This is a genomic window from Citrobacter sp. R-1.5.2 (assembly GCF_035064245.1).
Taxonomy (GTDB): Bacteria; Pseudomonadota; Gammaproteobacteria; order Enterobacterales; family Enterobacteriaceae; genus Citrobacter.
This window is the reverse complement of record NZ_JASEYC010000083.1, coordinates 1-720: the sequence shown is the minus strand read 5'-3', so window position 1 is coordinate 720 and position 720 is coordinate 1. Positions and strand designations below refer to the sequence as shown.

Below are 720 nucleotides of genomic sequence, written 5' to 3'. Positions count from 1 at the left end.
ATGGCCTGTCCCTCCGGGGTATAACGCAGGGCATTGGATAACAGATTATTGATCGCTCTTCTGAACATTTGTGGATCTCCCTCAACCAGGCAGGGCATCCCGTTAAATTTGAGCGTGATATTGCGTTCTTCGGCCCAGGCTTCGAAAAACTCGAAGACTTTCATGACTTCTGCTCTGAGGTCAAAACGGACCCTGTCAGGTATAAGCTGGTTATTGTCCGCCTGTGCCAGAAACAGCATGTCGCTGACCATTTTGGTCATCCGGTTATACTCTTCAAGACTGGAGTAGAGGACATCCTCAAGTTCCTTCTGGGTTCGATCCTGACTCAGTGCGATTTCAGTCTGCGTCACCAGATTGGTGATGGGCGTTCTGATCTCATGCGCGATATCGGCAGAGAAATTGGCCTGGCGGGTAAAGACGTCCTCAATCTTTCCAATCATATGATTGAACGAGATAACCAGTTGCTCCAGCTCAATGGGAACGCGTGTCGGTTCCAGCCGCGCATCAAGATTCTCGGAGGTGATGTTTTTAATGGCATTGCTGACATTACGAAGGGGCAGGTGCCCCTGACGGACAGCGATGCGAATGATCAGAACAATCAGCAGGCTTATCACGACGGCGATCGCAATCAGATTTTTTTTCAGCGCATCGAGGTAATGGAGATGGAAATTAATGGAGAGGCCAGTCAGCATGACATAATTCTGCTGTTTGCCCTGAAAT

Annotated in this window: 1 pseudogene; it reads right to left on the bottom strand. The window is 49.2% G+C overall.

Annotation, left to right across the window (positions count from 1 at the left end):
- Positions 1-720, bottom strand: a pseudogene (gene silS, locus QMN38_RS26690) (copper/silver sensor histidine kinase SilS); the annotation flags it as partial.